The organism is Paraglaciecola sp. L1A13, assembly GCF_009796745.1.
Classification (GTDB): domain Bacteria; phylum Pseudomonadota; class Gammaproteobacteria; order Enterobacterales; family Alteromonadaceae; genus Paraglaciecola.
Genome location: NZ_CP047024.1, coordinates 3,692,786 through 3,719,688 on the forward strand (window position 1 = coordinate 3,692,786; position 26,903 = coordinate 3,719,688).

25 protein-coding genes are annotated in these 26,903 nt (G+C 43.2%); 6 read left to right on the forward strand and 19 right to left on the reverse strand.

What is annotated here, in order from left to right:
- Nucleotides 1-18: 18 nt before the first annotated feature.
- From GQR89_RS15655 to wecA, 5 genes are all read right to left on the reverse strand, one after another.
- Nucleotides 19-1,470 carry a lipopolysaccharide biosynthesis protein gene (locus GQR89_RS15655; protein ID WP_158770902.1) on the reverse strand — a complete coding sequence of 484 codons (1,452 nt, stop codon included), beginning with the start codon at nucleotides 1,468-1,470 and terminating at the stop codon, nucleotides 19-21.
- A 2-nt stretch (nucleotides 1,471-1,472) separates the two neighbouring features.
- Nucleotides 1,473-2,123, reverse strand: a complete 651-nt coding sequence (locus GQR89_RS15660; protein ID WP_158770903.1) for an ABC transporter ATP-binding protein — start codon at nucleotides 2,121-2,123, stop codon at nucleotides 1,473-1,475.
- On the reverse strand, nucleotides 2,120-2,905 hold the full coding sequence (locus tag GQR89_RS15665) for an ABC transporter permease (protein ID WP_158770904.1): 786 nt from the start codon (nucleotides 2,903-2,905) through the stop codon (nucleotides 2,120-2,122). The genes GQR89_RS15660 and GQR89_RS15665 overlap by 4 nt, the downstream gene beginning before the upstream one ends.
- Before the next feature lie 18 nt (nucleotides 2,906-2,923).
- Nucleotides 2,924-4,684, reverse strand: coding sequence for a polysaccharide biosynthesis/export family protein (locus GQR89_RS15670; protein WP_158770905.1), 1,761 nt, complete (start codon nucleotides 4,682-4,684; stop codon nucleotides 2,924-2,926).
- A 472-nt stretch (nucleotides 4,685-5,156) separates the two neighbouring features.
- Nucleotides 5,157-6,221, reverse strand: coding sequence for a UDP-N-acetylglucosamine--undecaprenyl-phosphate N-acetylglucosaminephosphotransferase (wecA, locus tag GQR89_RS15675; RefSeq protein ID WP_158770906.1), 1,065 nt, complete (start codon nucleotides 6,219-6,221; stop codon nucleotides 5,157-5,159).
- 560 nt (nucleotides 6,222-6,781) lie between these two features.
- Here wecA and GQR89_RS15680 point away from each other — a divergent pair.
- The 3 genes from GQR89_RS15680 (at nucleotide 6,782) to galE (ending at nucleotide 9,729) form a co-directional block, all read left to right on the forward strand.
- On the forward strand, nucleotides 6,782-8,269 hold the full coding sequence (locus GQR89_RS15680; RefSeq protein WP_158770907.1) for a peptide MFS transporter: 1,488 nt from the start codon (nucleotides 6,782-6,784) through the stop codon (nucleotides 8,267-8,269).
- 139 nt (nucleotides 8,270-8,408) lie between these two features.
- Nucleotides 8,409-8,708, forward strand: coding sequence for a DUF6170 family protein (locus GQR89_RS15685; RefSeq protein WP_158770908.1), 300 nt, complete (start codon nucleotides 8,409-8,411; stop codon nucleotides 8,706-8,708).
- A 4-nt stretch (nucleotides 8,709-8,712) separates the two neighbouring features.
- Nucleotides 8,713-9,729 (forward strand): UDP-glucose 4-epimerase GalE, encoded by a 1,017-nt coding sequence (galE, locus tag GQR89_RS15690; protein ID WP_158770909.1) that lies wholly within the window; start codon nucleotides 8,713-8,715, stop codon nucleotides 9,727-9,729.
- A gap of 106 nt (nucleotides 9,730-9,835) precedes the next feature.
- Here galE and GQR89_RS15695 read toward each other — a convergent pair whose 3' ends face one another.
- From GQR89_RS15695 to ccmA, 10 genes are read right to left on the reverse strand one after another with little or no spacing between them, the layout of a single operon-like run.
- Nucleotides 9,836-10,600: a VacJ family lipoprotein gene (locus GQR89_RS15695; protein WP_158770910.1), complete on the reverse strand. Its 765-nt coding sequence runs from the start codon at nucleotides 10,598-10,600 to the stop codon at nucleotides 9,836-9,838.
- Nucleotides 10,597-11,865, reverse strand: coding sequence for a c-type cytochrome biogenesis protein CcmI (gene ccmI, locus GQR89_RS15700; protein ID WP_158770911.1), 1,269 nt, complete (start codon nucleotides 11,863-11,865; stop codon nucleotides 10,597-10,599). Before ccmI ends, GQR89_RS15695 begins: the two co-directional genes overlap by 4 nt.
- Nucleotides 11,862-12,311, reverse strand: a complete 450-nt coding sequence (locus GQR89_RS15705; RefSeq protein ID WP_158770912.1) for a cytochrome c-type biogenesis protein — start codon at nucleotides 12,309-12,311, stop codon at nucleotides 11,862-11,864. Before GQR89_RS15705 ends, ccmI begins: the two co-directional genes overlap by 4 nt.
- Entirely contained in the window at nucleotides 12,308-12,880 is a 573-nt protein-coding gene (locus tag GQR89_RS15710) for a redoxin family protein (protein WP_158770913.1), read from the reverse strand. Before GQR89_RS15710 ends, GQR89_RS15705 begins: the two co-directional genes overlap by 4 nt.
- The gene (locus GQR89_RS15715) at nucleotides 12,880-14,913 is read right to left on the reverse strand and encodes a heme lyase CcmF/NrfE family subunit (RefSeq protein ID WP_158770914.1); all 2,034 of its coding nucleotides are present in this window, start codon (nucleotides 14,911-14,913) and stop codon (nucleotides 12,880-12,882) included. Before GQR89_RS15715 ends, GQR89_RS15710 begins: the two co-directional genes overlap by 1 nt.
- Nucleotide 14,914: 1 nt before the next feature.
- Nucleotides 14,915-15,409 carry a cytochrome c maturation protein CcmE gene (ccmE, locus tag GQR89_RS15720; RefSeq protein WP_158770915.1) on the reverse strand — a complete coding sequence of 165 codons (495 nt, stop codon included), beginning with the start codon at nucleotides 15,407-15,409 and terminating at the stop codon, nucleotides 14,915-14,917.
- Entirely contained in the window at nucleotides 15,399-15,656 is a 258-nt protein-coding gene (gene ccmD, locus GQR89_RS15725; RefSeq protein WP_158770916.1) for a heme exporter protein CcmD, read from the reverse strand. Before ccmD ends, ccmE begins: the two co-directional genes overlap by 11 nt.
- A 3-nt stretch (nucleotides 15,657-15,659) precedes the next feature.
- On the reverse strand, nucleotides 15,660-16,406 hold the full coding sequence (locus GQR89_RS15730) for a heme ABC transporter permease (protein ID WP_158770917.1): 747 nt from the start codon (nucleotides 16,404-16,406) through the stop codon (nucleotides 15,660-15,662).
- The gene (gene ccmB, locus GQR89_RS15735) at nucleotides 16,406-17,074 is read right to left on the reverse strand and encodes a heme exporter protein CcmB (RefSeq protein ID WP_158770918.1); all 669 of its coding nucleotides are present in this window, start codon (nucleotides 17,072-17,074) and stop codon (nucleotides 16,406-16,408) included. The genes GQR89_RS15730 and ccmB overlap by 1 nt, the downstream gene beginning before the upstream one ends.
- On the reverse strand, nucleotides 17,071-17,700 hold the full coding sequence (gene ccmA / locus GQR89_RS15740; RefSeq protein WP_158770919.1) for a cytochrome c biogenesis heme-transporting ATPase CcmA: 630 nt from the start codon (nucleotides 17,698-17,700) through the stop codon (nucleotides 17,071-17,073). Before ccmA ends, ccmB begins: the two co-directional genes overlap by 4 nt.
- Nucleotides 17,701-18,038: 338 nt before the next feature.
- On the opposite strand from ccmA, the gene GQR89_RS15745 reads away from it, so the two are divergent.
- Both GQR89_RS15745 and GQR89_RS15750 read left to right on the forward strand, forming a co-directional pair.
- The gene (locus GQR89_RS15745; protein ID WP_158770920.1) at nucleotides 18,039-20,756 is read left to right on the forward strand and encodes a flagellar hook-length control protein FliK; all 2,718 of its coding nucleotides are present in this window, start codon (nucleotides 18,039-18,041) and stop codon (nucleotides 20,754-20,756) included.
- Nucleotides 20,757-20,792: 36 nt separating this feature from the next.
- Nucleotides 20,793-21,131 carry an EscU/YscU/HrcU family type III secretion system export apparatus switch protein gene (locus GQR89_RS15750; protein ID WP_158770921.1) on the forward strand — a complete coding sequence of 113 codons (339 nt, stop codon included), beginning with the start codon at nucleotides 20,793-20,795 and terminating at the stop codon, nucleotides 21,129-21,131.
- A gap of 197 nt (nucleotides 21,132-21,328) precedes the next feature.
- Here GQR89_RS15750 and recA read toward each other — a convergent pair whose 3' ends face one another.
- The 4 genes from recA to pncC all read right to left on the reverse strand — a co-directional run bounded on the left by recA (nucleotide 21,329) and on the right by pncC (nucleotide 24,098).
- On the reverse strand, nucleotides 21,329-22,369 hold the full coding sequence (gene recA / locus GQR89_RS15755; protein ID WP_158770922.1) for a recombinase RecA: 1,041 nt from the start codon (nucleotides 22,367-22,369) through the stop codon (nucleotides 21,329-21,331).
- 283 nt (nucleotides 22,370-22,652) lie between these two features.
- Nucleotides 22,653-23,063: a GFA family protein gene (locus tag GQR89_RS15760; RefSeq protein ID WP_158770923.1), complete on the reverse strand. Its 411-nt coding sequence runs from the start codon at nucleotides 23,061-23,063 to the stop codon at nucleotides 22,653-22,655.
- A gap of 98 nt (nucleotides 23,064-23,161) precedes the next feature.
- Entirely contained in the window at nucleotides 23,162-23,533 is a 372-nt protein-coding gene (locus GQR89_RS15765; protein ID WP_158770924.1) for a DUF3224 domain-containing protein, read from the reverse strand.
- Between the two features lie 85 nt (nucleotides 23,534-23,618).
- Nucleotides 23,619-24,098: a nicotinamide-nucleotide amidase gene (gene pncC / locus GQR89_RS15770; protein WP_158770925.1), complete on the reverse strand. Its 480-nt coding sequence runs from the start codon at nucleotides 24,096-24,098 to the stop codon at nucleotides 23,619-23,621.
- A gap of 122 nt (nucleotides 24,099-24,220) precedes the next feature.
- On the opposite strand from pncC, the gene mutS reads away from it, so the two are divergent.
- Nucleotides 24,221-26,890, forward strand: a complete 2,670-nt coding sequence (mutS, locus tag GQR89_RS15775; protein WP_158770926.1) for a DNA mismatch repair protein MutS — start codon at nucleotides 24,221-24,223, stop codon at nucleotides 26,888-26,890.
- Nucleotides 26,891-26,903: the final 13 nt, after the last annotated feature.

The window sequence follows — 26,903 nt, forward strand, 5'->3', positions numbered from 1 at the left end:
TTTAATTCTATCTTAGGCTCATCGCAATTCAGCAACTGTTGCCACCAATATACGGCCAATACCAAAAATCATAATAATCACAGCTAGAAACAAACTGATGTTGTAAAACACTGTAGGATATTTAGCTTCTTCTGGTTTCGTCGGCGACTCAACAACAACCAGATATTTTAACTGACGGTATGCCTCTATTCTAGACTTCTCTAAAGAAATTTGTGAGGATGTATAAGCCTGCAGTGCCAGCTCCATGTTGATCTTGTAGTCACTAAATTTAGCTACAATTTGACTAACACTTAGATCTTTTTCATCATCAGGTAAAATATCATCGTCTTTTGGCCGGTGTGTGAGTCGAGCTCTTTCATTTTCAAGTTGCAATTGCATGCTTTCCAGTTGAGAGATAGCCTGAATAACTTGTGACGCATTATCACTCATGCTGCTCCGTAATGACCTAAGTTCGGTACGTTTTGCTGCAACTTCACTTTCAAGTTGATAGGTTATCTTTTGTAAAGCGATCCCCTCGGCTTCTGGATCAAGTAAATCATGTCGATGTTGGAAGGCCAACAATGCGGTCTTCGCCTCTTGCAATCGCTGTTCGACCTTGAGATGCTCTAACTTAACGAATTCAAGTTGTTTTTTAGCAAGATTGTGTCCAATTTCGTTTATATACCATTCGGCGTGTTCGACAATATTTGAACTCATTAACTTAGCGAAATCAGGTTCAAAAGCTTGCACAAAAATGCTAAGGACTTGTGATTCATCGTCTATCTCAACTGTTACCTTATCTGAGTAATAACTAAAAAGACTTTCTCTGCTTGAATCATCAGCAACTCGGCTAAAAACATCATATTTGTTATCGCTATAATGTTTTTTTACACTTAACTTATTCTCTAGGTAGTCCAACATGTCGTTAGAATAAATAAAAGCTTTCACTAATTCAGTATCTAAACTACCACTACCAACACCAATCCCTGACATCAGTGCCATTGTAGGGTCTAGCGTTGCCATGCTGTCGGGTTCTCTAACTATTAACCTTGATTGACTCTCGTATCTTGGACTTGCAAGTAGAATTTGATAGAAAGAAAATATAAGAAAAGGTAAGACCACAAATACGGTGAAAGGCCGCTTAAACTTTGCAAATTGGGGGTGTGAAAACACTCCTGATATCTGTTCCTTAAGGGTCTGAGCATTATTTAACAATCGTGCACCTTTAGATTCTCGTGAAGATGTTACCGCTAATGCGGGTATCTCTTCTAATGCTTGTTTTTGCAATTCAGTTAGTCGATGTATATTTTGTTCTGTAGGATTAAGATTCTTCACTCGTTGCATAAGCCTGAACGCTAGTGCGATATCAACCGGAGCAAGCTCGTCTACTCGTGCATTTAAGTCATGCCAATCCGACCACTGCTCTGCCGTCAGTGCTGCACGTAATACTCGAAACCTCTCTTCTAACTCTAATTGAGCCTGTTGGGTCATATTTATAAAGCCTGATATTGTTTGATCCCTTGCTCGAGATCGTTATAAAAAGTTAATTCACCTTTGTGTAGAACGATTGCGCTATCACAAAACTGCCTGATTTCATCCATTTCATGACTCACCATAATCACGTTCGCTATTTCACTTCGCTCTAACAATGCTTCTTTAGCTTTTTTGCGAAATTTGGCATCACCAACAGATGTTACTTCGTCGATTAGATAAACGTCGAAATCGATTGCAATAGAACATGCGAATGCCAATCGAGGTTTCATACCACTTGAATAGTTTCTTACTGGCAAATTGAATTTTTCGCCTAATTCAGCAAACTCCATCACACGTTTTACATAAGTATCCAAATCCGCTACACCATTTACTTTACCAATAAAGCGAGTGTTTTCGCGCCCTGTCATTTGTTGATGTATACCAGTCGTTAACGCCACTGGCCAAGACAGACTAAGGTCAGTAATAATTCGGCCTTTATTAGGATATTCGCTTCCGGCTAATAATCGAAATAAGGTAGACTTACCTGCGCCATTTGAGCCCAAAATACCTATATTATGACCAGAAGGAATATCGAAACTCAGATTTTTGAAAATATACTGTTTACCTAAACGCGAAGGATAGTATTTTGTGACGTTCTCTAGCCGTATCATCGACTTATTGCCTGTTTCCATGAAACATGGTAAATAGCGAGTGCTGCGAAAGAGAAAATTAAAACACTGCAGCTAAGATATTGTAAGCTAACACCTTCATTTCCATAAGTTGAATGGACTGAATATCGCGCTAGCTCTATAGCATGCAACACTGGATTCCAATCTAGATAACGCCAATATTCTTGAGAGAAATCTTGTAGCGAAAAAAAGACTCCCGATATGAAAAATAATGGCCGAGTCAGTAAATCTTTTACCTTGCTTATTTCTTGAATAAACATCTCCGCTATACCGAAAAGCAAACCTAATGACACGGCAAAAAGCCATAACTGGAAAAAACAGGCTAAGAACAATAAAGGGTTAGAAACTTTTAGATCCATCCCCATGAAGTACATTATTATTATTATTCCAGTGATAACGAATATTTTTACCAATAACTCAAACAGTGCACCAGCAATTACTGCACTAATGGGTTGTACTTGCCTAAAAGCAAATAGCGCTTTGTTTCTCATTATGGCGCGAGACGAACCATTCATGGTTTGCAGAAAACTTTGAATAAACAAAATCCCAATTGCCATAAATGTAAAGGTAGGTATGGTGTGTGTTTCTTCTCCACCTAACCGACCACGTAAAAACGATAGGACAAAAATAAAGATGACTGGGTTGAAGATGGCCCAGCTCAAGCCTAATTTATCATTAAATCCTGTACGAATTTCACGAGCAAAAAGCGCGAATATTACATCACGCCATATTTCCCATTTGTTTCTTTTAGTAACGGCAGTCATGCTAAATCAGTCTGCTCATTAATCTCTTGCTACGTTGGCAGCAATGGCAATCTGATAGATAATTTGTGTTATATCCTTGATTGATTGCAGCAACTTAGTATCAACCTTAGGAAGAACTAAGATCTGATCGCCAGGCGCAAGTTGATTACTTTGCTCACCAGTAAACCACAAGTCACTATCGCCAGCCATAAAGCTAGTTAAACCGTTAGCATGTACGATTGCGATGCGTTCATCGTCAGCTCGATCGCTAAAGCCACCTGACCATGCTACATAGTCCGTAAGGGTTGCATTAGGGTTGTAAACGATGGCTTGAGGCATGAGCACTTCCCCTGCGACCTGAATTAAGTCAGTCTGCGCTGGGATGATGATTTCGTCACCTTGTTCTAAACGAATATTTGCCACCTTACCGTTTTCAGACACGATGACTTTACCCAAGGGTTCCACGGCGCGGGCTCTGGCAACAAATTGTGTCACTAGCTGAGCTTCTTGAGCACGAATAGATGCTTCACCGCTGCTTGATGCTGGCGCAGTAAATATGTTTCTTTCAAGTCGCTGCAAAGACTCTTCGAGCAAGGCTTTTTGTTGCTCGACTACACTCTCACGCTTTATGTAAATCGCACCATAGTTAGCTTGTTTTGGGTCGACTTCAATATGACTAAGCAAATCGAGTAAACGAGTGTTTTTTTCGACGGTGTAAAATGACTGGCCTTTGTAGCTACCTGATATTTGAACGCTTATCACTTGCGGTCGGATATCGTCGTTAAATAATACGGTGTCGCCATCTTCCATGGTAAAACTTGAAAACTCAGCCAAAGGTAGATAAACCGATACGAAGCCATTTTGACGATTACCCGTAATCGCCACATGGCTAGATTTACTCAATGGCCGTGCGTAATACATGAGATCTTGTCCGGCGGCTTGCTCTGCTTCTAATTCAAATCTAAAGGGGTATCGAGCCGAGCCTTCAACCGTCACCATAGGACCTTGCTCTGCAACAAAAATCACATCTTCGTCTTTAAACGAAAATGCCTCTAACTTACCTTCTTTAAGAAAGTCGTATAGATCGTATTCCAAAACAACCTTGTCGTGACGTAAGACTTTAATATTCCGGTAGCTTCCACGAAACGAATCGATTCCACCGGCTCGCTTCAAAAAGAATAATAATGAATCAGACGCTAAACCAGCGTATTGGCCGGGTCTTTCTACTGGCCCTGCTACAAAGACACTGATAGGCGTAGCAGTAAGCAAATTAACGTAAACACTGACGTTATTGGTATAAATTGATTTTATCTTTTGGGTAACAGTACTGTTAACTCTGTTAGCAGGCACATCTTTAACTTTAATTGGCCCTACATCTGGAATAAACACATTGCCTTGGTTATCGACCGTAACCACGTTGGCACTATTCACAGCGCCCCACATTTGAATGGATAATTTATCGCCGGGAGCCACTAAATATGAACTGTTTAGCCCATCACTGCGCTCAGACTCAAAGCCACCATCGAATAAGTTTGCGCCAAAAGGAGGGGGTAAGCCCATTTCTTCTTCAGACATTGGTCTGGCATTATTGCTACCTGGTACATTTACATCAGAGCCACGCCCAGTGTTGTTACCGCCAGATTGAATATATTGCGATACGTCTACTTGCTGGCTTTCACCGGCTGCAGCGCGTGCTTGGCGCAATTGATCTTCAGAAGCACTTTGTTGTGCCGAAATACCAAACGAAAATACAAAAAACATACCGCTGATAACGCGGAAAAATAATGGAATACGTTTCATTACTGGGCTCCTCCACGTGAATTTTCAGCATATTCAGAAATAACAGACTTAACTCTATACCACTGCTTTAGCTCATTTTGACAGAATACGGTTTGTCCACTCATAGTTAAAAATACTTTACGACAAGTCGCTCCAGTTGCGGCAAAAAATTTCGGTCCTACCGTACCTGAATCATTGTCTAAACTGATGATTGATCCGCTTGTACTATGCGTTAGCTGTCGCTGCATAAGATCGCTTTCTGCTGGGGCCGCAATGACATACTCATGCTCCACAAGAGGCCTACTAGCAGTCGGTTGACTGATACTTGTACAGCCTTGAAAAAGCATGACGCTTGCCAAAAAATAACAATATTTATTCATACACAACATAGGGTCTAAAATTCAGTGGGTGAAGACTAACGCGAAGCCGCACATTAGTAAAATGACTTGGACTAAACAGGCGTAAATTTTACTACCCGAATAGCCTTATTTAATTAAGCAGCTCGCTTATCGCGAATAAAACGCAGAATTATCCATATATTTTGAATAACAAAACTATAAACAATGAGTAATACGATGAAGCTGGCAAACATATAAGACTCTGGCACTTTATATATTTCACCTAAAATACCAACTGAGGCGTAGCCGCAACCTAGCAATAATATGGCCGCTAATGCACGACGGGAAGAAAGCCCAGCACGCATAAAAATATTATGTAGATGCTGACGATCAGGTCTTAACATTGACTGACCTTTACGCGCTCGGCGATACATAATTGCCGCCATATCCATTAATGGTAAACCGATAATCCAAGCTGCGGTTATGGGTCGCATAGCAGGGTTGCTGCCTTGCGTATAATCAACCATTAACCACACTATGGTTAAACCAACGAACATGCTGCCGCTGTCACCCATAAAAATTTTATTGCCTTTAAAGCCTTTCCAGCTGAGATTAAATGCTAAAAAGGGAACAATCGCCGCAATAATAAGCATGGGGCCCATTATTGCACTGCTGTTATTTGAGAATATAAGTAAAAATACCACGCCACTGAGCACAACTAGGCTCATTCCGCCGGCTAACCCGTCAATGCCGTCAATCATATTAAAAGCGTTAATCACGCCTACTACACAAACAAGGGTGAAAAAATAACCGAAAATACCGAGGTCTGAACTGCCCGTACCTAATATATCGCCCAAAGAGCTAATATGGTTTTGAGCGCTCCACGCCATAATGGCTGCGACACCGAATTGACAGAATAATCGACCTTTGGGACTCAAGTCGAATTTGTCGTCTAACATGCCAAGAAGAACAATGAAGGCTGCAGCAGTAAAGAACAATGAGCCATTTTTAAGCCATACATCTGTTACAAAACTAGCAATAAGCACAGCCATAAATATAGCTACGCCGCCCGTCAACGGCACGGTATCACGGTGGTGTTTACGTTGCCCTGGTTCATCGACCAAGCCAAGATGGTGCGCCATCGGTGTCATCACGATAAGCAAAACAAATGCGACAAAAGCTGCCGTAAATATCGGAAAAAGTTCCAAATGAGCGAACATACTACTTTATATTCCTTTTCGAAGTATTGCCGTAAACACTTTTCAATCTAAACCCCAACAACACCTTTCCTACAGAAATACATAAAAATCAGGCGAAAATAGTTCTTATCCTAAAGTGGAGTTGACTAAAATAGTCAATTGATTCACCACCGGAGAAATTGCAGCGGTATGTTAGCAAATCAAGAACCTCTATTACCAGCATTTAAACGTTAAAATTTGTACTCGTAATTTATTGACTGTAAAGATTTCGAATAGATTAAAAAGTAAGTTGCCAAAATGCTACTAATTTAATCATTCTACCCCTATAAGTCTGGGGCCGCATAATAGGCAGCCGCCAATATTTTTTCGCTTAACAGTATTAAGCCCTGCACAGTAAAATAAAACAAGATTTCATCCGCTTTCTTGTCATCACCCGCTGGCTCTAGTATAAACGTGGCTGAAAATCGTTAACTACCGTTAGAGTAGTCGGCAAAAACAATAATTATAACCAGACTGTTTAGCGTCTTACATTCATGTTTCTTTATTATTTAAAGACGCTAACGTGGTTTACGGCAGGTAATATGACAACAAAAACCAAAGATTTTTTAGGCCAACCAGGGGGCCTTTCCACCCTATTCTTTACAGAGATGTGGGAACGCATGAGTTATTATGGCATGCGTGCTTTATTGGTGCTTTTTATGACCGCAAGTATTCAAGAGGGCGGTTTAGTGATAACCGTTGCATCTGCTACCGCCATTTATGGCTTATACACGGGTGCGGTTTACTTTATGGGTTTGCCAGGTGGCTGGATAGCCGATCGCTTAATTGGCGGACAGCAGGCTGTTTGGTACGGTGGAATTATTATTATGTTAGGCCACATAGTACTGGCCATACCCAATGACTCTACTTTTTTCGTCGGTCTAGTATTAGTGGTGTTAGGCACCGGTTTGCTTAAACCGAATATTGGCGCAATGGTGGGTCAACTGTATGCAGATAACGACGGTCGCCGTGATAGTGGGTACACACTTTATTATTTGGGAATTAATCTAGGTTCAATCATTGGCTACCTTGTTTGTGGTTACCTTCAAGTTGAAATGGGTTGGCATTGGGCGTTTGGTGCCGCAGCTATCGGTATGGGTATTGGTTTAATTCAATATCGTTTAACCCTGCATAAGCTAGATGGTGCTGGCGCGCAGCCGATGGTCGCTATGTCTGCCGCAGGTAATAAACGGGCATGGCAAATTATTACCCTTTTTCTAATTGGTCTGGCTGTTTTAACGTACGCCATGATCAGCGGTCAACTTAGCTTCGACCCTGTAACAATGGCGCAATACACAGCCATTGCGATTACGGTGGTATTTTTAGCCTATTACGCGGGTATATTCTTCTTAGGTAACTTAGATGGTAATGAAAAACGCAGCGTCGGCGCACTATTTTTAGTTTGCTTAGCCTCTATATTCTTTTGGACGGGCTTTGAGCAAGCAGGTTCGTCATTGAACCTCTTTGGCCGTGATTATACTGAACGAATGCTGGGTGATTTCGAAATTCCTACCGCTTGGTTCCAATCAGCTAACTCATTTTTCATTATTCTGTTGTCACCTTTTTTCGCGGCATTGTGGATAAACTTAGCTAAACGCATGTTAACACCTTCATACGGTTTGAAATGTGCGGTTGGCCTAATTATTATGGCCACTGGTTTCTTGGTAATGTTCTTTGCGGCACAAGCAGCTGCTACAGGTTTACGCGTAGCACCTTATTGGTTAGTGGCTACTTACTTCTTGCATACAGTCGGTGAATTATGCTTAAGCCCTGTTGCATTAGCAGCGGTAAGTAAGTTGTCTCCAAAACGTTTTGCAGGCCAGATGATGGGCGTATTCGTACTGACTTATTCTATTGGTAATGTGATAGCTGGCTTGCTTGCTGGTAATTTCGACCCAAACAAAGTCGAAGACATGCCTGATCTGTATTTACAAATTAGCTTATTCACCATCGCTATTGGCATTGTTATTTTCCTTGTTAGTTTTAAAACTAAAGCATGGGAAAAGCTTGCTGAGAATAAACGTGCGTAGAATATGTTTAGATTAGGTCAACCGACCAGCTAGTTAATTACATTTTGCCAGTGGCAGTGCAATTAATAGTATAATATTATAAAAGACGCCTATCTGCTGAAATGCAGCTGGGCGTTTCTTTTACATAAGCCAGGGTAAAATGAATATCTATTTTTCGTCCCGTGACATTCCTAGTATTTCTCAGTTACCGCTTACCGAGCGTTTAGCGTTAATTCAACAAGCACAAAATAAGCTGACTGGGCCAGAAAAACTGCTGCTAAATGTTTTAAAATTAGCGGTACTCTTACCCATATTTATCCTAATATTTAGAAGCACTGAAAGTTGGTATTCATTGCTTTGGGCTGCACTCGTTGCCGCCTTGTACCCGCTCGTACTCAGGCCCATTCAATACAGCTTGTGCGCTAAGTACCTTCCCCCAACTGACCCTCAAGGAGAGTAAATCGATGCAAACCATTTTAGTAACAGGCGGCGCTGGCTACATCGGCAGCCACACGGTTCTACAACTGTTGGAAAACAACAATAAGGTTGTTGTGCTTGATAACCTCTGCAATTCATCTAAAGAAGCGCTAGCGCGTGTTGAAGAGCTTACGGGCAAACGAGCAACTTTCGTTGAAGGTGATATTCGCGATACGGCCGTGCTTGATAAAGTCTTTAGTCAACACAGTATCGATTCTGTTATTCATTTCGCTGGTCTCAAAGCAGTAGGTGAATCAGTTGAAAAGCCCTTGATGTACTACGACAACAACGTATACGGTACGCTTGTATTGTGTGAGTCAATGGCTAAACATAACGTCAAAAACCTTGTTTTTAGCTCATCAGCCACGGTATACGGCGATCCGGTTGAACTCCCTTTACATGAAGGTTTACCCACAGGTGAACCGACAAATCCATATGGCCAATCTAAGTTGATGGTTGAGTTGGTACTGCGCGACCTGTACAAATCAGATAAAAGCTGGAATATCGCTGTATTGCGTTATTTTAACCCAGCAGGTGCGCACCCTTCAGGGCGCATTGGGGAAGATCCTAACGGGATCCCTAACAATCTAATGCCATTTATTACCCAAGTGGCAACTGGTAAGCGTGAATTCCTGTCAATATTTGGCAATGACTACGACACCCCCGATGGCACAGGCGTACGAGATTACATTCACGTAGAAGACCTAGCCGCTGGGCATCTTAAAGCGTTAGCCAAGCTGCAACAGGATGTAGGCTTAGTCACCTATAACTTAGGAACTGGCCAAGGTTACAGTGTACTCGATATGGTCAAAGAGTTTGAAAAACAAAGCGGACAAACCATTGCGTATAAATTCGTGCCGCGCCGAGAAGGCGATGTTGCTGCATGTTACGCAGACCCTAAAATGGCCAGTGAAGCATTGGGCTGGAACGCCGAGAAGGGTTTAGCTGATATGTGCCGTGATTCATGGAATTGGCAATCTAATAACCCTAACGGTTATAAATAAGTATATTTTAACCTTAGCGTTAACATTAGCCAGACTAACAAAAAGCCCAGATAACAGACGTTATCTGGGCTTTTTTTGTTATTAACGATGGCTGGAAAATGAATTCTTATAGATCATTTAAAAAAGCATCAATATCATCGTCTAACGCTTCTTCTTCTTTGGTTTGCTCTACTTGCCCGTCATTTACTTTAAACTTTAAATTCTGGAAATAAGCATTTTTTACGAAGCTGTACGGGTCAACTGATTGTTCAAGTTGCTGTTCTTGAGACATCACAGCCGCGCGGCTTTCTAATACTTTAATACCCGTTCTAAAGGCTGCGAAATAGAAGTTAAGCGCATCTAAAGGGGAATAAGACGTATCAACGATGTCGCCCACTCCACTTCGAATGTCGTTGGGGCCTAAGGCAGGGATCATCAAATAAGGCCCTGTGCCTACGCCCCATGTACCCAAGGTTTCACCAAATTCTTCTTCTTTACGCACTAAACCTAGCTCAGTCGCTACATCGATAGTGCCTAATAAGCCAACGGTGGAGTTGAGCAAGAATCGCCCAACACTGATAAGCATGCCATCTAGTTTACCTTGCAGCAGGTTATTCACGGAGTTTGATGGCTCTTCCAGATTCAGTGCCATATTGTACAAACCAGTACGCGCAAACTGCGGGGTGTAATCAACATAAACGACCGTTACTGGCCGTAATACATAATTGTCTAGTATATCGTAGTTGAAATCCCAAAATGCCCGGTTAACAGATTCAAAGGGATCTTTGGGATCGTTATATTGCTGTGCCTGCTCGTCTGCTTTATTACTTGAAGCGCATCCCCCCAATGTTAATAGCACTAAAAATAGCGCAGCAATTTTTACCTTATTCACTGTAATTCCTCATTTATTAGTATCGTGTAATGTTTTGTTTTTGATTTATCGAGCTCGATTTCCAGTGAGCCTTGCAAGTCTCCACTTGCCTGCATTACGTTTTCTGTGGTCGATATTTTGGCGACTAATCGAACCTGAGATAACTGCGATAAAGTAAGGGTCGGCATCACTGCATTGCTGTCTGACAAATCCACTGTAATCGGTAATTCAGCCAATGGCATTTTAACTACTGCAGCAGGCATTCTACTTGCGCCACTTGCATCTTGTGCATATACAAACAAGAAGGCTTCTTTAGGTAGCTTGCTCTTCAACACGTCATCAAGGGTGATGGTAACCGAAACAAGTGCCTTACTTGCCTCTGGCGAGTTAGTCGAATTAACAGCATCAGCCGGGCTCGTGGTCACTTTTGCTTGCGCCGTGTCACTTAATTCAGCAATTTGCGCTTCGATCGATTGGTAGATAGGAGCGTCTTTTGGCACAAATTCTTGCAACTTCCGCCATGTTTTTATTGCCAATGGCTTGTCGCCCTGCTGCGTCGCGGCCATGGCTAACATACCCAGCGCCCCGGTATTCTGAGGATCAAGCTCAAGAATTCTGTTTAAATACAGCTTAGCTTGGGTTAAATATTCCGCTTGATTAACCATCAATAATACTTGGCTGTAACTGGCCAGCGTCTCGATATTATTAGGATCAATTTCCAGTGCGCGCTCGAACGCATCTATGGCGCTTTCAATATGATTAATCGCAACATACACTCGGCCCAATAAAGTCCAGCCGACTGCGTCGTTGTCTGAGTTCTGCAATTTAGTACGCAGCCCCAAAGCAAATTGTTGCAGATCTTCTTCGTTAACAGACGCATCTCCTTGAGTCACAATACGCTCTGCCAGCTCTGGCAAGCGTTCAATTGCTTGCTGCCACTGATTCAATGCAGAAACATTATTCACTTGCCAATACAAAACAGCGACGGCAACAACACTCAGCAGGCCTCCAACGACTAAAATCCCTTTCGCCGAGCTGGTACTTTGCTGCTGGTTTGGTTGCTCGTCTAGTAGCGCAATCTTTAGATCTTTTTCTGTCTCTAGTCTATCGCTGGCGCTTAATTGCCCCTCGCGTTCCTCTCGTACCAGTTCATCTAATCGTTGGCGAATAAGGCGCGTGTTGGTCAAAGTATCTTCGCGCTTATGCCCATTAACAAACCAAGGAAAGACCACAAAGCCAATCGCAACTAATACCAGTGCAATACCGGCTATCCAAAAAACACTCACTTATCTTCCTCCAGCAACTTCTCGGCGGCTTCTAGTTTAGCTTTGTCTTGCGTCACTGGTTTTTGTTGGCGGCTGCGCACAACTAAAACAATTCCTAACAACACAAAGATTACCGGTAATAACCACAACCAAACCGTGGTTGCATTAACAGGTGGTTGGTAATAAACAAAATCACCGTAACGCTGCTTCATATAATCAATAATTTGTTCGCGAGATTGGCCTTCATTCACCAATTGATAAACCTTACGGCGTAAATCTGCTGCTATCATAGCGTCGGAATCCGCAATATTTTGATTCTGACACATGGGGCAACGCAGCTCTTTAGTCAGCACAAAGAACATTGTGCTCTGTGCGTCAGTTTCAAATTGATAGGTCTCTTCGCTTGCATAACTAGCGAAACTTAGCAGCATAAAGAAGGCAAAGGGTAAAAGTATAAAACGCGTCATTCAGCGACTAACTCCTCGTAAACAGACTCAAATTTTTTCTGCCATACCCTAGGGTTTATATCGCCAATATGGTGTATGCGCACTTTGCCTTGTTTGTCGATTAAGAACGTTTCAGGCGCGCCCGTCACCCCCAAATCTAGTGACAAATCACGTTTCACATCAAAAATATTGTACGCATATGGGTTACCTAGTTGACCGAGCTTCTGATCAACTTCTTGCTGCACGCGTGCTACCGTTTTAATACCAAAATCGGGGTCTATATCCTGATCGTAATACAATCCGACAATATGCTTGCCGTCGTTTTTAAGTTGCTCTAAATACGGAATTTCTACCGCACAGGTTACGCACCAAACACCCCATACATTGAGCAAGGTCACCTTGCCCACAAAAACTTCTGTGGTGTAAGTAATATCAGTATCCATTAAATCAGGCAGAATAAAACTTGGTACTGGCTGATTAAGCAGCGGAGATTCGTGTTCCCTAGGATTACTAAACAAGCCCTGAAACAAGAAAACCGCTAAGCCTACAAACAAAACTAAAGGTAAGATAAATAACGATATTTTTTTCATTAACGAGACTCCGCCGTATCTTGATGGGAAACCTCAGGTAAGACTGGAGCAGACTTCTCGACGTTTACTGATGGTCTTTTTTTACTAATTTTTTGCATACGATAGCGCCGATCAGATATAGATAGAATGCCGCCAAAAGCCATAATAAACGCCCCTGCCCATATCCAGTTCACAAAGGGTTTAACATAAATACGCAGAGCCCAATCGCCATTGTCTAATTGTTCACCCAAGGCGACAAAGAGGTCACGATTAATTGCTGTATCAATACCCGCTTCGGTCATCGTGTTGCGCTGCACAGTATAAAAACGTTTTTCAGCTTCAAGGTTAGCCACAACGTTTCCATCTCGACTGGCCACTACATGCGCTTGATAGCCGGTATAATTTGGCCCTTGAAGGTTACTCACCCCTTTAAGGGTAAAGTCGTAGCCCATTAGTTGAACGGTTTCACCGTAGGCCATACGCACATGTTTTTCTTGGTTATAATGACTGACCAAGGTAATGCCCATAATAGACACCGCAAACCCAAGGTGCCCCATCACCATTCCCCAATGACTTGGCGTTAGTTTTTTAAGCGCACTAAAAATAGGCTGCTTGGATAATGTTTTATCGGCGTTAATGCGTTGATGAATTTCCATGATGGTGGTCACGACAATCCAGAAGCCCAATACCATGCCTAATGTTGCCATATATGCAGTTTGTTCAAAGTTCGATGTCACTAACAAAGCCGCAGATAAACTTAAACCAAGTGCAATCATCAACTGTTTATACAAAGCTGACGGTGGTTGGTTTTTCCAGCGAGATAAGGGGCCGATACCCATTATCAGCACAAAAGGCACAATCAAATAACTAAACATTTGGTTAAAGAAAGGCGCACCAATGGAAATAGAACCCATTCCCAGTTCTTTATGAACTAAAGGCAACAAGGTACCTAGCAACACGACTAAGCACGCAGCAGTTAAAAACACATTATTGCCGGCAAGTAAGACTTCGCGAGAAAATAACTGGTAACGACCAGCGCCCTTAAGCTGAGGCGCACGGATCGCGAAAAGTAATAACGACCCACCGATTACAATGACCAGTAAGCCAAGTATAAACATACCTCGGCTTGGATCACTGGCAAATGAATGCACTGAAACCAAAATACCTGAGCGCACTAAAAAAGTACCTAACAAACTAAGTGAAAACGCGGCTATCGCTAATAAAACGGTCCAAGATTTGAATACTTTACGTTTCTCAGTCACCGCTAAGCTATGCATAAGGGCTGTGCCCACAAGCCAAGGCATAAACGAAGCATTTTCTACTGGATCCCAGAACCACCAGCCTCCCCAACCGAGTTCGTAGTAAGCCCACCAACTACCCAAGGCAACACCTACGGTTAAAAAAGACCAAGCAGCGATTGTCCAAGGGCGTGACCAACGGGCCCAGGTTGAATCCAATTGACCAGAAATCAAGGCCGCAAGTGCAAAAGCAAATGCAACAGAAAACCCAACATAGCCCATATACAACATGGGGGGATGGATGATCATGCCAAAATCTTGTAGTAATGGGTTTAAGTCTCGCCCATCAACCGGATAAAAAGGCAGCAACACATCAAACGGATTTGACGTTAATAACATAAACAAATAGAAACCAATGGCCACCATACCCAGTATTGATAACACCCTGGCGACCATTTTTAGCTCGATAGCTTTACTGAAAAGCGCGACGGCAACTGTCCATATGGAGAAAATCATCACCCAAAGCAAGAACGATCCTTCATGGCCGCCCCATACAGCAGTAAACTTGTATCTTAGGGGTAAAGTGCTATTAGACGTGCTCGCCACATACGCTAGACTAAAATCATCATGCACAAATGCCCATGTTAAACAGATATAAGCGATAAGCGTAAATACGAACATACCAATGGCTAACGGTTTTGCCATTAACATTAATTTGAGGTGATTTTTGTGGGCCCCCCACATCGGATAAATCGCTAACGAGATCGCCATTAATAACGCTAAAACCAGAGAGATATTACCTAATTCAGCAACCATATTATCCACTCACCTTTGGTGCCGTATAGGCCTCTGAAGGCTTAACATGTTTAATGCCCTTCATTTTTTCAGCCAGTTCAGGCGGCATATATTCTTCATCGTGTTTTGCTAATACTTCATGCGCTTTAATGTGATTGGTGGACGTTAACACGCCAGTGGCGACTATCCCCTGCCCTTCACGAAACAAATCCGGTAACAAACCATGATAACTAACGGTGACGATGGGACCGGTATCAATTAAATCAAAACTGACCGCTAGGCTTTCATTATCTCTTTTCACTGAACCAGGTACGACCATGCCACCAATTCGCAAGCGCTGACCTACTTGAGGAATTTCCTTCACTTGTCCAATTTGCTTGCCATCAATTACCTCTGAAGGGGTATAGAACAGATCAATGTTTTGACTAAGTGCATACAGCATTAAGCCAATCGCTGCGCCGATCACCAATACGATAGCAGACACAACTATCAGGCGTTTTTGACGTCTAGGGTTCATGGGTTACTTCCTCGTTTTGCGATATATTCTGGGTATCAAGTCGATTTTGCTTTGCACTTGCTTGGGCGGCTTTAATACGTATTTTACGCGCTTGCTCTTTTTCAACGGCGTCAAACAACACTTTTTGCTGGCGCACTGCATCGACCGCTAAAATCACCAATGCTAGAACGCTAACACCAAACGATAACCACACATAAAATGCGTAGCCTCCCATGTGAAAAAATGCGCTTAAATTATCGAATTGCATCGGTTATTTCTCCTTTGCCTTGCTAACAAGCGTTTGCACCCAAGGGCGGTTTAGCTCTCGGCGTACAATTTCGTTTTGTAAGCGACGAATAAAAATAGCAGCCATAACTAACGCTAAGCCTAAAATGCTAATTAGCAAAGGCCAAAGCATCTCTGGCGCAACCGAAGGTTTAGCAAATTTTGTGATACTCGCGCCTTGATGCAGTGTGTTCCACCACTCCACCGAAAAATGAATAATAGGTAGGTTGACCACGCCCACAATGGCCATAACACCAGCCGCTTTGCCTGCTTGATGCTTATCTTCGAAGGAGGCATATAAAGAAATTACCCCTAAATATAAGAACAGTAATATTAACTCTGATGTTAAGCGTGCATCCCACACCCACCATGTACCCCACATAGGTTTGCCCCATGCAGCGCCAGTGAACAATGCAATAAAAGTAACCACCGCACCAATTGGTGCGAGTGCAATCATAGCCATAAACGCGGTACGGACTTGCCATACCAAACCAATAAAGGCCGCTATCGCCATGGCGCTGTATGCCCCCATAGATAAAATCGCGCTAGGAACATGAATATAAATAATGCGGAATGAATCACCTTGTTGATAATCAGCAGGCGCAAATGCTAACCCCCAAGCCATGCCAACCACAAAAGTGATAAGCGCAGATACAACAAACCAGGGTAGTAAACGCTCACACAACTCATAAGCATTTTGCGTTTTTGCATAAGGATGTAACCATTTCCACATTAGTTTTGACTCACTCGTAATGCATAGGCGATGGCAAAAGGTGCCATCGCTAAAGAGATTAATAACATCGCACCAATAATGGCTAATTGTGCGCTGTAGGGTAATTGTAATGACGCCGCTTCTACGGCCGCCGTGGCAAAAATTAACAAAGGAATAAAAACCGGTAGTAATAAGAGTGCTAATAGCACACCACCGCGATTTAACCCTAGCGTTAATCCCACCGCTATTGCACCAACCAGACTCAGCAACGGTGTACCCAATAGTAATGTACACAACAGCGCCCAATACATGTCTTCAGTCAAGTTTAAGAACAGCGCCAACAACGGCGACAATAATAAAAGCGGCACAATACTGGTCAGCCAATGAGCAAACACTTTTACTAACGCTACTATTGGTAACGGCGTAGCAGACAACATGATTTGCTCTAACGAGCCATCGTTGTAATCGTCTTTAAATAATCGCTCCATCCCTAATAGAGAGGAAAGGATTGCCGCCACCCAGATAACCCCCGGTCCAACTTTTTGTAAAATGTCAGGATTTGGCCCAATGCCTAACGGGAACAAACTAATCACTAAAATAAAAAACATCATTGGTTGCATCAACTCGGAACGCTGGCGATACGCCAAAGCCAAGTCACGACGAAAAATTGCGTTTAACGACTCGCTCATATGCGGTACTCCAGCACTAACTCTTTAGTCGGATAATTCACATCCAGCGCCTGATGAGATGTCATCACTACACAACCACCCTGCTGTAAATGCTCGACAATTCGTTTATTGAGTAACGCTATGCCTTGTACGTCTAGTGCAGTAAAGGGTTCATCTAAAATCCACACTTCAGCGCTGGTTTTTAACCAAAATCGCGCCAATGCTACACGACGTTGCTGGCCCGCTGATAAGTTATTAACGGGAACATCTTCAAGTCCAACTAAACCCAATGTACCCAACACCGCATAAATTTCTGCTTCGTCGGGATGTACACCATGTTGAGAACACCAATAGTGTAAATTTTCCAGCGCATTCAGACTGCGATTAACCCCTAATGCATGGCCGAAGTACAATAACTGCTGATGAAAAACGTCTCGAAATTTTACAATATCCTGCTCACGATAAGTTACGAGTCCTTCATCAGGACTAACCAAACCCGTTAATACTCGCAGTAAACTCGTCTTGCCCGCACCATTTGGCCCTTTGATATACATCAAATCACCCGCCGACACAGACAAATTTATCTTACTAAACAGCAATCTATCGCGCTTCGACACGGACAATTCATGGGCAGAAAGTAACGGCAAAATAGACCTTTAATCGACAAAAAAACGTCGCGATAATACCACAGCACCGCAGGCTGGAATACTTAGAAAAACAAATAAGTCGTATCAATTCATGTACTAAAGATGCAATTTTAGGGGCCTAAAGAATGATTCCTTTGGATATTTAGAATACTCACAGACTGAATCCGGCTAATAGACGCTTATTTAATAATTATCGCAGGCTAATTCGAGGGGTTTATCAATGCAATTAAATTGGTATATAGACCATTTACATCGACGCACGAGAACCGTGGTAACGTTAAAGATGGTTCGTGCTACATTTAGATTAATATTCTTCGCTCGCGGCCGATAAATCATCTATGTCTGATAGCCCACTCACAACAACGACGCAAACAACCGCTACTCAAGCGCAACAAGTGGCTGCGTCGACGAATACCCAGCGTCAAAGCGCAGAGGTAGTTGTGCAGCAAGTTTCGCCTAATCAAGTCAGCGTGAGCGCCACTGCACAAGGCCAAACAGTCGTACTACCCAGTGCCGATATCAAGGGACGGCTCGATATACAACAACGCTATAACGTCAGTGTTACCAGCGCCGCTGCGAATAGTGCTAATAATTTAGTCGCAGCTTCCACAGCCAGTGCTAACGCCGCTATAAGCACAGTTGTGCCAGCTAAAACTCAAACGACTAGTCAAACCAATGCAAATGCAATTTCTGCTCTAACAACGGCCGTGACAAGCATTATAAATAGTTCAGGACAAAGTCCGACTGCAATCCAAGTCCAAGCACAAGCACAAGCACAAAAAATAGTAGCAAACCCAATTCTGCAATTTGTTAGCACCGAGCAAACACCTGTGAATCGTAGCGCACTGACAAATACGATAAGCAGCCAGCAGTTGGAACGAATTTTAAGTTTACCACCCAATCAATTACAGGCTGCGCGTATACCGCCTGCACTTTTGACGACGCAAGCCCAGGTGACCAGCAGTGTAAGGAATCAATTCACTTTAAGCATCAGTCGAAACCCGAACCAACCTGCTGTCAGTCTTAATGTGATCGCCGGTGCACAGTCAGCCATCACAACTGGTGACGCCGTTAATCTCAAATTGAAACCTATCGGCAATCAATGGCAAGTATTACTCACTGCTACCACACCTAACGCACAGAGTATTCCAGCGAAAGCATCATTGGAACAACTCGCGCCGGCCATCAAGCAGTTGTTAGTAAGCGGCGCGTTAAACGCTGGCGTGTCGCATAAACAGCCCACCACGCAATTAACCATAGACAGCAAAGTTTTGAGTCAAGTATTGCAACGCGCAACAACTCTGCCTTCTAGTCAGGAATATTCAGGGCTAACCCACTCCCCCAGCACTTTACGTAAAGTTTCTTCTGATAACGCGTCACTTATTAACGCCCTGCAAAATTTGCCACCCAGTAAAATACAATTGAATATTAATAAAGATGGCAGCGCAGCTATTCGTAATCCGGAAACATTAGCCCAATTTCAGCCTCGGGCCAGTGCCCACATCAATATCACTCAGCAAAACGCCGGTGCCGTGCTTGAATTGGTGAAAACATTGAATCTACCGGTAAATGCGCAAACCCAGCGCGTGATAATGGAAATAGCAAATGGCGCAATACCGGTAGCATCACCTAAACTAAGTACCAATCCGTTAACGAATGTGCTTCAAGCTAATCAAGCTTCTGCTGAGCAGAAAGCCCCGATAACAGCAACAACTGAAACCGTGCAAAAAGTCAGTACGCCTATTGTGGCAGCAGTGCGTGAAGGTCTAAGCCAGATAGTTAATGCTTTTAGCGGTGATAAACGAGCAACTCAGAACATCGCTTCAGGGCAAACCCATTCAGAGGGTAAAGTCGGTGGGCAAGTACCGCTCACTTCGACACAAAGCACAACGCAATCGTCGATAAAAGTAGCTGATACTCAGGTGCAAATGCAAAAAGTAACTGCGGCGCCGCCAACTGACAATACGAGTAAAACGGCTAATCCTAAATCGTCTGAAACACCCTCTGTTGCGGCGCAAACTTTAGGTAATGCACCGATAAATGTTCAACCTGCCGCCACCCCGACTATTACAGCACCGGTTATGACTCCAACTGTGAAGGCACAAGCCATAGAGGTTTTGCATACGTTACTACGGGTAGTACAAGCTAGAGCAGAGCAACCTAGCGATGCCTTAAGTCGTATAGCCACTGCATTGACGGACAATCAGTTTATTGATGAGCCGTCGATTAAAGGATTAAAAGAGCAGATGCTCGGACAAATAAAGGAAGGGGTCCCCCAGGGTAAGGAGCAAGATGTCAGTCAAATACGTCAATTGCTGACCGCTTCTGCGCTTAGTTTAAATGCAACGCAAATTATCAGTCCTGCTTCAGGCCAAGGTATGCTCAGCGGTTTGGTCACTTTAATACAAATATCTTTGGCGTCGCGCTTTGCTCGCAACCAGCCCAATCAGGGTGAAAAACTTTCACGTGGTCTTAGTTCGTTACTTGGCTCAGAGCCAAATGCAAATTCCAGCAACACAGGTAAAAGCAATACGACGGTAAATTCCAAAGGACTAAATGAATTTGCTCAGTTAGAACAAAAACACCAAATATTACGGGAAATCAGTCGTTTATTTGCCGGTCATCAAAGCAGCAAAATCGGTAATGCGGAGCAACTTCTGCAAGGGCAAGACAGCTTTTATTATACCCTACCCTCTGCTTTTGGTAATAAACTGCAAGACATAGAACTAATGATCCGCCGAGAGCACGGTGCAAATGAAGAAGAGGCAAGCGACGAAAATACACAGAATAATCGTATTTGGCATTTAACTGTTAAGTTAAACGCTGGCGACCTAGGTGAGGTGCTGACAAAAGCTAAGCTACGCGAAGGAACCTTAGAACTCGATTTTTATACCTCTAATGAACAAACCAAACACCAAGTAATGAATTTTTTGCCGCTATTTAATAAGCGACTCACTGCATTAGGAATTGAAGTCACCAAAAGCCAATGTCAGTTGGGGAAAATACCTGACACCTTGCGTCAACGTCCCTATCACTTATTGCAAACGCAAGTTTAATTTACACTTTGGCTTAAAGATAAAAGTAGAGACCGTATGTCAGGCAATGATAAAGCAAATACAGATAACCCGAAGGCTAAGAGTGCTGTCGCGATAAAACATCATGACGGGGATAAAAAAAATGCACCTCTGGTGGTGGCAAAGGGATTTGGCGAATTAGCCGACGAGATAATCGCCTTGGCCAAAGAAAGTGGTGTATTGATCCATGAAGATCCTTATCTAAGTGAATTTCTAGCGAGCTTAGATTTAGGTCAAGAAATCCCTGAACAGCTTTATCACGTCATCGCAGAACTTATTAGTTTTTCCTACGTGCTGCAGGGCAAGTTTCCAGAGAGTTGGGCCAAGGATTATAACAAGGTATCAAAACATGTTTAACTCGATGGTTGCGTGAGTTATACCGCTGCAATTCTTTGATTGAACATACTTAGTATTGTTTTTTAACATTCCCTCACCACCTCGAATCAATGAGCACATAAACTTTTTTAGGTCTCATTAAATAGGCACAAAAAAACCGTCAGTCGACGGTCTTTTCGTTTATACAAAGTTGAAGAACGTATTCTTCTACTTATAATTTATTCTTCTTGCTCTGGAACCACCGCTTCTTTCGGTGCAGGATCTTTAGGGCTTAACAGTAAATCTCTGAGTCTTTTATTCAGTTCGTCTCGCACTTCTTTATGCTCTTTGAGATATTTGGTTGAATTTGCTTTACCTTGTCCGATACGCTCTTCGCCATAGCTATACCAAGCGCCAGCCTTCTGCACAAATCCGTGTTTTACGCCCAAGTCAATTAACTCGCCATCTCTGTTAATTCCTTCACCGTACATAATCTGAAATTCAGCTTGTTTAAAGGGCGGTGCAATTTTGTTCTTAACCACTTTTACTCGGGTTTCGTTACCTGTGATTTCATCACCGTCTTTTACAGCCCCTATACGGCGAATATCACATCGAACACTCGCGTAGAATTTAAGGGCATTACCACCAGTAGTCGTCTCAGGAGAACCAAACATCACACCAATTTTCATGCGGATCTGGTTGATGAAAATCATCATCGTGTTCGACTGTTTTAGATTACCTGTCAGCTTACGCATTGCTTGCGAAAGCATTCGGGCTTGAAGACCCATATGGCTGTCTCCCATATCACCTTCAATCTCTGCTTTTGGCGTTAAGGCGGCGACTGAATCGACCACTATAATATCGACAGCACCAGAGCGCGTTAACATGTCACATATTTCTAGTGCTTGTTCACCCGTGTCAGGTTGAGAGACCAAAAGTTCATCGATATTAACACCCAATTTTGCGGCATAGATTGGGTCAAGGGCATGTTCCGCATCAACGAAAGCACATACTTTACCGTTACGTTGAGCTTCAGCAACAACCTCAAGCGTCAAAGTGGTTTTACCGCTTGACTCAGGCCCGTAAATCTCAACAATTCGTCCCATCGGGAAGCCGCCAGCGCCCAAAGCAATATCTAAACCCAGCGAGCCTGTAGAAATAGTTTCTACATCCATTGTTCTATTCTCACCCAATTTCATAATTGAGCCTTTGCCAAATTGCTTTTCAATTTGGGCCATTGCTGAGGCTAATGCTTTGCTTTTGTCTGTCGTAGTAACCATTCTTCGGTCTCCGGAATTTGAAATTCTATTTTGTTATTATACTGTACAACCATACAGTTACAAGTCGCTTTCTAAAAATAGTCATGTTGGGCCTTTGTTAAGACAACAAAGTCGTTGATTGACGTAACATAACTAAATTTTAAATTAATATTATTGTACGGTACAGCGGGCAGATATCTGTCTTATTCGCCAATACTAGCCCCTACACTCCCATTACTTAGTGTCATTTCTATGCAAGGTTATACGTGCGCAGAGTTTTTAATCAACAAAACAACATATTTGATTACTCTTCGCTGGGTAAGGTATTGTATTTTATGCTGCCTAACGCAGGTTCGTACCAGCTCGCTTTCTCAGCATAAAAAATATGGCTTTGCGGTTGGGTACTTGATGCATTATCTAAACAACCTGCCGGGATCACCAAGGCTTTACCAGATAAAGACGCATAAGGTAGCGCACTTCCGCACTGGCCACAAAACGCATTTGAGATGCTACGTCCGGGCACGTCGTAACGCTTGACCAGTTCTGCACCAGCAAGCCATGTAATATTATTAATCTCAGTAAATAGGTTCGATGCATGAGCTGAACCTGTCGCTTTTTGGCATTGCGAGCAATGACATAAATGAAAGTGTTTTATCACATCATCACATTCAAAACGCACACTACTGCATAGGCAACTACCTATTATTTTTTCCACTTAGTTTATCCGGTAAATGCGCATTTTTGTCGTTGTTAGTCCACGGTAAATTAATAATCACACGTAATGCATTGAGCGGTAATAATAGAAACTGTACGCTATAAATGATATTCCAGTTCATAACTGTGCTTATCTTCTTGCTGAATAATACGCATTTTACCGCTAATCTCACGTAGATCATGACTTCCCGAGCCAGTCAAAATTGTAATCTCTAACGATTGGGCCGCAGCTGACATTTCACCTTTGTGCAGCAGGGTAAAACCTCCTTTTTTATTCGCGAGACTGCCCTCAAACTCCTCGATGGCGAAGTACACGGCAGTGCCATTTTCAGTACGCTTACTGATCATTTGCCCTACGCCTTTACCCACTAACGCTCCAGTGTAGGTTTTATCGATTAACATGCGTCCTACTGGCGCAGTTTCATCATTTTGCGCTGCTAAATTAACTTCAAATGCTCCTACTGCGATCATGATAGTTGCTCTCTCAATTGATGGGTTTGGCCAATTTAGAATAAACCAGTGTTATGTTTAGCAAAATTTTTACTGCAGAACTGAATTAACACAGCGCCAGTAGTTGCTGCAAAGCAAACTCTATTGCTTGTTCCCTGACTTGATGCCGGTCACCATTAAAACACTGGCAATGCGTAGACACCTCACCGTTAACGGCAAAACCAAACCAAACCGTACCGACTGGCTTTTTTGCGCTACCGCCATCAGGCCCAGCGATACCACTGACGGAAACAGCCATGTTAGCGTTGGCAGCTTGCGCAGCCCCCAGCGCCATCTGTTCTACCACAGGTTTAGACACTGCCCCAAAGTCGATTAAGGTTTGCTCACTCACGCCTAAAAGGGTGTGTTTCGCTTCATTCGAATAGGTAATATAGCCACTTTTAAACCAGCTTGAGCTTCCAGATGTACTTGTGATGGCGTATCCTATGCCCCCTCCAGTGCACGACTCAGCACAGGTTACTTGCCAGCCTAATTGCTGTAGCTTTTTACCGAGTTGTTGCGCTAATTGAATTGAATTGTTTGTCATATTTTGCATCCATCATGGGGTTATCTGACTCGCTAATTTTACTTAGCGGGCTTCATTAGCATGCCAAACATTGATAATGAAACAAAGCGTTAAAAGCGATACAAACAAGAGTGCCATCCAGAATGCCTAAAACGAATACGTTATCATCAGCCGAGTCGGTTAAAACCAACCCCTCTTCTTTGCAGCAACACACACCTATGATGCAGCAATATTTGAAATTAAAAGCTGAGCATCCAGATATTCTATTGTTTTATCGTATGGGTGATTTTTATGAGCTCTTCTTTGATGATGCAAAAAAAGCATCCGAGTTACTTGATATTTCTCTTACGGCCAGAGGCAAATCTGGCGGTAATGCAATCCCGATGGCAGGCGTACCCTATCATGCGGTTGAAAACTATTTAGCACGATTAGTCAAAATGGGGCAATCAGTAGCGATCGTCGAACAATTTGGCGATCCAGCCACCAGCAAAGGGCCCGTAGAGCGCCGCGTACAACGTATTGTTACCCCTGGGACTGTGTCTGACGAAGCCCTGCTTAACGATAAACAAGACAGTATACTGGCGGCAGTATTTTGTGCTGTACAAAAGACTAATCAGGCCTTGGTATTTGGTTACGCCACGCTGGACGTAACCAGTGGTCGTTTCACATTGTGCGAACTAGCAGGTGAAGAAGCGCTTGCAGCTGAATTACAACGCACGAATCCCGTTGAGCTTTTATACCCTGATGATTTTGCTTACAGTCATCTAATCAATCAGCGCAAAGGTTTACGTCGTCGCCCCCAATGGGAGTTCGACTTACAAACCGCCACTACCCAGTTAACCAGCCAATTTGGCACCAGCGAATTATCTGGTTTTGGGGTCCAGAATCATCAAGTAGGTATATGCGCAGCAGGTTGCGTAATGCAATACATCAAAGATACTCAGCGCGCTGCATTACCGCATATCGATCGTATCGTACTTGAATCGCATAATGACACAGTTGTTATGGACGCTGCGACAAGACGTAATTTAGAACTGACCTTTAATTTATCTGGCGGCACAGAAAACACCCTTGCTAGCATATTAGACAAAACAGCCACTGCCATGGGCAGTCGACTACTACAACGCTGGATCCACCGCCCTTTAACTGACGTAACAATATTGAAGGGCCGTCAGCGTAATATTCATGCACTAATGAGTTCGCCATATAGCCAATTGCAAAGCGCACTTAAAAAAATAGGTGATATGCAGCGCGTGTTAGCACGTTTGGCTTTGCGCAGTGCTCGTCCAAGAGACTTTGCACGATTACGCCAAGCATTCGCACTATTACCTGATATTCAAAGCTACCTTGAGCATGAAATAGAAAACGCCCAGCATAGTGATTTACCGCAACTTGCTGCCCAAATAAGTCAGTATCCTGACTTTGCTGAATTACTTGAACGTGCAGTAATTGAAGCGCCACCGGTGTTAATTCGTGATGGCGGGGTGATAAAAGAAGGCTATAACGAAGAGCTTGATCACTTACGAGCCTTGTCAAAAGGCGCAACAGACTATTTAGAAGCATTGGAATTACGTGAAAAAGAACGTACCGGCATTGCCAGCTTAAAAGTGGGTTATAACCGTGTACATGGCTACTTTATTGAAGTTAGCCGCAGCCAGTCAGATCTTGTGCCAGTGGAATATGTACGTCGTCAAACGTTAAAAAATAACGAGCGTTATATTATTCCTGAGCTCAAAGAGCATGAGGACAATGTGCTGAGTAGCCAAAGTCGCTCGTTAGCCCTTGAAAAGCGCCTGTATGAAGAGTTATTCGATTTACTGCTACCAAAGCTAAAAGAGCTTATGCAAAGTGCTGACGCTATTGCCGAGCTAGATGTACTGACGAACCTAGCGGAACGTGCCGAGAGCCTAGATTACCATTGCCCAGATTTATGTGCCCAAAGTGGCATTCATTTTAGTCAGGGTCGTCATCCTGTGGTAGAGCAAGTGTCGGATGCGCCGTTTATTGCCAACCCGATTGAAGTGAATCCGTCGCGCAGAATGCTGGTGATAACAGGTCCAAACATGGGCGGTAAATCAACTTATATGCGCCAAACAGCGCTAATTGTTTTAATGGCCTATATCGGCAGTTATATTCCTGCCCAAGATGCCCGAATTGGTCCTATCGATCGTATATTTACCCGAATTGGTGCATCAGACGATCTTGCTTCTGGTCGCTCGACTTTTATGGTTGAAATGACTGAAACTGCGAATATATTAAATAATGCGACGGCCAATAGCCTAGTGTTAATGGATGAAATTGGCCGAGGCACCAGTACCTATGACGGTTTGTCTCTCGCTTGGGCCTGTGCCGAATACCTCGCCACTACGCTTCAATCATTTACCTTATTTGCCACCCATTACTTTGAACTGACCAGTCTAGCTGATTCACTGCCCGAACTGGCGAATGTTCACCTAGATGCTGTCGAACATGGCGATACCATTCGCTTTATGCATGCGGTACAAGATGGCGCGGCTAATAAGAGTTATGGTTTACAAGTTGCACAATTGGCTGGCGTGCCGAAGCAAGTTGTGCAAGCCGCCAAGCGAAAATTACATGAGCTTGAAACTGGCAGTGCTGGGAACCAAGAGCCGTTGGTGAGTCAACCAAACCCAATCAAAACTGCCCCTCCTAAGGAAAAGAGCGAAACTCAATTAGATTTATTAGCGCCTGTTAGTGAAGCTGAGAATCTGTTACACAACATACAACCGGATGATCTTACACCGAAACAGGCGCTTGATTATTTATATCAATTAAAGAAATTAGTCAGATAGACTTGAAAGGCCA